Origin of the sequence: Chthoniobacter sp. (genome assembly GCF_040003245.1) — a bacterium.
In the GTDB taxonomy this organism is placed as follows: domain Bacteria; phylum Verrucomicrobiota; class Verrucomicrobiia; order Chthoniobacterales; family Chthoniobacteraceae; genus Chthoniobacter.
In genome coordinates, this window is sequence record NZ_JBDUCX010000331.1 from 1 (window position 1) to 6000 (window position 6000).

A 6000-nucleotide genomic window follows, 5' to 3' on the forward strand; every position below is an offset into this window, starting at 1 on the left:
TTCGATCTGCTCGACCTGCTCATGCTCCCGCTCCGCAAGCGCGTTGCGGCCGATCAACTCGCCGCCGCCCAGTTGCGCGTCGCTGGCGAGGCGCTGCGCCTCGTCGCGGAAGTGAAGACCGAAGTCTATTGGCTGCAAGGGGAGAATGCGATGCTGGCCCACCGCCAAACCATCGTCGACATCAACGCGACAGCCCTTGATCTCAGCCAGCGCCAGCATCAGGCGGGCAACATCACCGACCTCGCCCTCACCGAGCAGCAGGCCGCCTATAACGTCGCCCGCCTCGCCCTCGCCATCGCCGAAAACGAACTGCGCGAACATCGCGAAAAGCTCAACCGGCTGCTCGGCCTGTGGGGTCCGGACACCGCGTGGAAACTTGCGGATGGATTGCCCGGCCTGCCCGCTGGTGACGTGCCGCTGAAGGGGCTCGAATCGCTGGCCGTGGCGCAGCGTCTCGATCTCGCCGCCGCGCATGCCGACCTCTCTGGCGTCGTCCGCGCGCTCGGGCTCACGAAAAGTTACCGCTATATCGGCGCGCTGGAGTTCGGCGTGGATACGGAGCGCAATCCCGACCGCAGCAATGTCACCGGCCCCACCTTTCGCCTGGAGTTGCCGTTGTTCAATCAAGGCCAGGCGCGGATTGCCAAAAGCGAAGCCGAGCTGCGCCGTGCCGAGCGCAAGCTCGAAGGCCTCGCCATCGACATCCGCTCCGACGTGCGCGCCCTCCACGACAAGCTGGCCGCGCTCCGCGAAACCGTGCGCTTTTATCAAAGTGAAATCGTTCCGACGCAGCGCGCCGTCACCGCCGGCATGCTGCTCCGCTACAACGGCATGCTCGCGGGCAACTACGAGCTCTTCACCGCGCGCGCCGAGCAGATCGACGCCGAACAAAAGTCCCTCGAGGCCCTGCGCGACTACTGGCTTACCCGCACCGAACTCGAGCGGGCCGTCGGCGGTAATCTCCGCCCGCGCCCTGCCGCCAAAACCGCTGGGCACAAAACCAACTGACTACTCCTCATGATCTCTCGACGTGAACTTTTCACCGGTGCCGCCGCCCTTGCGGGCGCCGCCGCCATTCCCGCCGCCGCCCGTGCGGAAGAGCCGCATCCCGCGAATCCCTTCGCCCAGGCGAAAGCCTCCGCTGGAAAGACGGAGCCTCCCGTGTGGACCCGCCCGCCTCATCCCGAACCCGGCGAGCCTGGCAAACACTACACCCCGACCGTGACGCTCAACGGTTCCACGCTGCCGTGGAAAGTGGTCGATGGGGTGAAGGTCTTCCATCTCGTGGCCGAGGAGGTGCGCGATCACGAATTCGCCCCCGGCCTGAAAGCCCATTGCTGGAGTTTCAACGGGCAGGTGCACGGACCGACTATCGAGGTCGTCGAAGGCGACCGCGTCCGCATCTACGTGACGAATAAACTCCCTGAGGCGACCGCCGTGCATTGGCATGGCATCATCGGCCCGAACGGCATGGACGGCGTGGGCGGCCTCACCCAGAAGGCCATCCAACCGGGCGAGACGTTCAAGTACGAGTTCACCCTTTGGCAGCACGGCACCTATATGTACCACTCGCATCACGACGAGATGACCCAGATGGCGCTGGGCATGCTCGGGATGATTGTCATTCACCCGCGCGAACCGCGTGGCCCGCGGCCCGACCGCGATTTCGTCTTCATGCTCAGCGAATGGAAGATCGTGCCCGGCACCATGCGCCCCGATCCTATGGAGATGACGGAGTTCAACGTCCTCACCTTGAATGCCCGCTGCTACCCCGGCACCGCGCCGCTCATCGTCAAGACCGGCGACCGCGTGCGCATTCGCTTTGGTAATCTGTCCGCCATGGATCATCACCCCATGCACTTTCACGGCCATTTTTGGTGGCTGACCGCCACGGACGGCGGCGACGTCCCGGAAAGCGCCCGCCGTCCGGAAGTGACCACGTTGGTTCCCGTGGGCAGTACCCGCACCATGGAGTTCGTGGCCGACAATCCCGGCGACTGGGCCATGCACTGCCACATGTCCCACCACGTCATGAACCAGATGGGCCACGGCCTCCCGAACCTCATCGGCGTCAACACCGATGGCCTCGACCAGCGCGCCCGCAAAGCGGTGCCCGGTTACATGACCATGGGCGAAGCCGGCATGGCGGAGATGGGCGAGATGGGCATGAAAGTCCCCCGCAACAGCCTGCCCATGATCGGCGGCAAAGGCCCCCACGACTACATTACCATGGGCGGCATGTACACGAACATCAAAGTGCGCGATCACCTGGAGAGTTACGACCAGGACCCCGGCTGGTACGAACGCCCCCCCGGAACCTTCGCCGATGTCGCCAGCCCCGATGAAATGAAACGCGACCTCGGCATCGTTCCAGGCGGCACACCAATGAAGTCGGACGAGCACGTTCATCACCACGGCTGATACGACAATGGATCGCCCGAAGGGCGCCAAAAAAAACGGCGTCATCCTGAGCTTGCGAAGGACCACTGATATCTGCCTTTCTTCATTCGCCCGACGACAGAAGGAGCATGGTCGCAGCATGTGCCATCCGTTTAATGCCGGAGCGAATTCAGAGGTTTGCCCCATTTCATCCGCAGGCCGTCTCGCTACGCTTGGCTTTCGCAAGCTCAGGATGACGATTTTCGACCGTCGCGCGATTCCCCTGCTTGACCAGTCGAAGCGTGACATTACCCACCGCCTGAAGTTTCATTTACATCGCCGTCCACCTCTGGCGAATCCCTGATGGCCCCCGCTGTTTGTGATCCTCATCCGCACATCTCTGGCCTGTTCGCTGATCCTCGCTAGCGCGATCGGCTTCGCCGCGGACGGCACCCAACCACCCGCTGCGGACGATCAGGCTGCGAGGACAACGGAGATTCGTCACAAGCTGAACCGGATCGTCATTCCCAAGCTGGATTTCCACGAAGCAACCGTTCGCGAGGCCGTCGACTTCCTGAAGAAGAAGAGTGCCGAACTGGACGTGGATTCGCCCGGCGGCAACCGCGGCGTGAATATCGTTCTCAAACTGGCAGGTCCCAACGAAGCGGCCCCGGGAGCCGCTTCCTCAGCTCCTGTGGAAAAGGCCGCAGATGCCCGCATCACGGTTTCGCTGACCAACGTCCCGCTGCTCGAAGCCCTGAAGTATGTAACCGGCCTGGCCGACTTGAGATTTCAGGTCGAACCGTACGCTGTCTCCATCGTCCCGCTAAATCCCCCGGCTGGAACTCTTATCACCCAAGAGTGGAAAATACCGCCGGATCTGATTCCCCGGACCCCGGTTGCTCACAGTGCGGGGGCCGCCGATTCTCCCAAGGCCGGGACGGAAATTACCGATCGTCTAACCGCCAAAAAATGGCTGATCGCCAACGGCGTTACTTTTGATGGTGCCGCCACGGCCATCTACATCATTAGGAGCAGCCGGCTCATCGTCCGCAACACGCAGGACCAGTTGGACCTCGTCGACACGATCATCCATGAAGGCCAGGGCGGCGGTCCCGTTTCAGTCGAAATCGAATGCCAGCTCATCGAGATTTCGGGCGATGATCTCAAGGAATTGACCTTCGATGCGCTGCTGAGACAGTTCAATTCGCCAGCCACGAAAAATGTCTTCATCAGCGGCGGCGACGTCGGACACCCTGTGAAGCCCGCTTCGCCGGCCGGCCTCGTCATCCGTGGGAGCAATGCTTCGAATTTCGAGATTACTCCCGGTAGCATCGAAGTGCTCACCTTTCCCAAGCCGGATGTGACTTCCCACGTCTTCACCGATCCGCAATTCCAGACGGTCCTGCGTGGATTGAAACAGAAAAAAGGCGTCGAATTCCTTTCCATACCCAAGATGACCGTCAAAAGCGGCCAGCCGCTGGCCGTGGACGTCATCCGCGCATTCCACCATCCGTTGGAAGACACGCCGCCCCAAATCCCGGCGGCCCCATCGTCCCTCGCCCCGGCGGAATTTCCCGCTGCGTCGCCATTGCGGCCCGGCCAGGAGAATCGCGAGTTCGATGTTGCGCTGGAGGTCGAGCCGGTGGCCGGCCCCGATGGCTACACCATCGACCTGAATCTCAGCCACCAAGTGATGGAATTCGAGGGCGACGTCGGCCGTGGCACGCCCAGCGCTTCGCTGGTCGCGAATCCGGCGACTGGCGTCCCGGCGCAGAACATTCTCACGCCCCGCCTTCACCCGCCTCCAATCTTCAGCACCCGCAAAGAGACACAATCGGTCAGCATCTACGAGGGCTCGACCGTGGTGCTCGCTGGCTTCTCTAGCGAAGACGTGCCGACGAAGGTGGAAAACAAAGATCTCCTCCTCGGCCGCGTGCCCTTCCTCGGCCCGTCCTCCCCCTCCAGTCGCGCCCCCCACACCAAGCGCAAACTCTTCATCTTCGTCACTTCCCGACTGGTCAACGCGGGGTCCGTCCCAGTCGGGGCGGACGAGGAGAAGGAAGAGGTCATCGAGGTCACCGAGCCGCCGGAGTTATTACCGCCCACGCTACCGCTCATGCCCAAGTAAGCGGGCACCTCTTCCCTCTGCGGCCCTCTCTCCCTTCTCTGCGCCTCTGCGGTAAATCCCCAGCCCGCTACCCACCTACACGACCTCAAACCGAAAGACTTCCACCGGATTCTTCCCCGCCTTCTGAATCGGCCGCGGCTCCGGTTGCGGAAAATCATTCAGGTCCACGGCGCGCGCTCGAAACTCGAACTTGCCGGGCTTCAAGTCGCGCAGCGTCGTGAGCCACGAGATCATGCTGTAATGCAGCGGCCACGTGGTGGGCCGGCCGGTGGCAGAGTCGAAGCCGAGCACTTCTTTCGCTGCGGTACCCGGTGGAAGCACCCGGCTCCAATCCTCGGGCGGCGCTTCGAGTTCACATTCCGCCCACGGACCGGTGCGGTACGTTTCGTCGTCCTGCACCACCGGCGCCGCGCCCGGCTCGACGCGGCGCAGCCAGTACTCCACGCGCTTCAGCCCCGAGAGCCCGGAGATCGCCAGCCCCGAGACAAACACCGGCGAACCCGCCGGATATTTCTCCGGCGCCTGGTCGATATACGCCGCCGTCTTCAAGTGCGACTCGGGATCGTTGTTCTGGTTGGCGTAAGTGTCATTGGCTTTGAAGTCATTCGTCACCGCGAGGTACTGCAGCCACTTGATCGACTTGAACCCATGCGCCCACGGGACGATCAGCCGCACCGGCCCGCCGCGCTTCAGCGGGATGGGCTCGCCATTCAGCCGATAGGCGAGAAAGGCGGGCAGCTCGCCCGGCGGTGTCTCCATCGCTTGCGTGTAGCTGAGCGAGGACTGGAACATCTGCTGCGGGTCTTCGTTATGAAATCCCCAGTAATAAATGCGGCGGGCGTTACGCATCGGCCCGCACAGCCGCAGTACTTCGCGCAGCGGCACGCCTTCCCACAGCCCCTGGCCCAGCGGGGCCGCGATGTTCAGGCACTGCATCGCCTTCAGAAACCGCACGCGGTGCTTTTTGCCCAACTCCTCCAGCGCCGGCAAATCCAGCGCCGTGCCGTCGGCAAGGGTGAATTGTTTGCCGAGCGTCGCGGGCTCTTTGACGTGTTCGTCGGTGAAGGGATCGGCCACGATTTCCAGCCGCCACGTTTCCGGCGTGAGCCGCGCATTCACGAGCGCTTCGCCAGTCAGCGTGAATGGCTTCGGCTTGCCCCGAGAAACGTCCTGAAAATCATCCGCCAGCGTGAGCAACGGATGCGGCGCCGGGCGCGCGACCGCCGCGGGGATGTCCTGGGCCCGAGCGCGCCCCACGAGTTCCCCGGTCAGCGCCGCTGCCGCGCCGGCCGATGTGGTGCGCAGGAATTCGCGACGCGAGAGGGTTTTTGGAGAAGCTGCTTTCATGTTCAGGTGGGAGAACGGCGGGATTTTTTTGAAAGGCTTAATTCAGCTTAATTTACCTTAATTCAGCTTAATGCCACTCTGTGGACCGCGGTGGGAGATCGGTGGGAGATCGGTGGGAGATCGGTGGGAGATCGGTGGGAGAT

Annotated in this window: 4 protein-coding genes; 3 read left to right on the plus strand and 1 reads right to left on the minus strand. The window is 62.9% G+C overall.

What is annotated here, in order from left to right; genetic code table 11:
* The 3 genes from ABJF10_RS28595 to ABJF10_RS28605 form a co-directional block, all read left to right on the plus strand.
* Positions 1–1008, plus strand: a 1008-nt coding sequence (locus ABJF10_RS28595) for a TolC family protein (RefSeq protein ID WP_348548016.1), incomplete at its 5' end; no start/stop codon positions are given.
* Positions 1009–1017: 9 nt separating this feature from the next.
* On the plus strand, positions 1018–2421 hold the full coding sequence (locus ABJF10_RS28600) for a copper oxidase (RefSeq protein ID WP_348548017.1): 1404 nt from the start codon (positions 1018–1020) through the stop codon (positions 2419–2421).
* Between the two features lie 337 nt (positions 2422–2758).
* The gene (locus ABJF10_RS28605; RefSeq protein ID WP_348548018.1) at positions 2759–4510 is read left to right on the plus strand and encodes a hypothetical protein; all 1752 of its coding nucleotides are present in this window, start codon (positions 2759–2761) and stop codon (positions 4508–4510) included.
* A gap of 75 nt (positions 4511–4585) precedes the next feature.
* Here the strand turns inward: ABJF10_RS28605 and ABJF10_RS28610 are convergent, their stop codons facing one another.
* Entirely contained in the window at positions 4586–5857 is a 1272-nt protein-coding gene (locus ABJF10_RS28610) for a molybdopterin-dependent oxidoreductase (protein WP_348548019.1), read from the minus strand.
* Positions 5858–6000: the final 143 nt, after the last annotated feature.

What these genes read in the sequence shown, in the direction of transcription:
- ABJF10_RS28610 (WP_348548019.1), bottom strand. Translation starts at nt 5,857, where the DNA reads ATGAAAGCAGCTTCTCCAAAAACCCTCTCGCGTCGCGAATTCCTGCGC.
- ABJF10_RS28600 (WP_348548017.1), top strand. Translation starts at nt 1,018, where the DNA reads ATGATCTCTCGACGTGAACTTTTCACCGGTGCCGCCGCCCTTGCGGGC.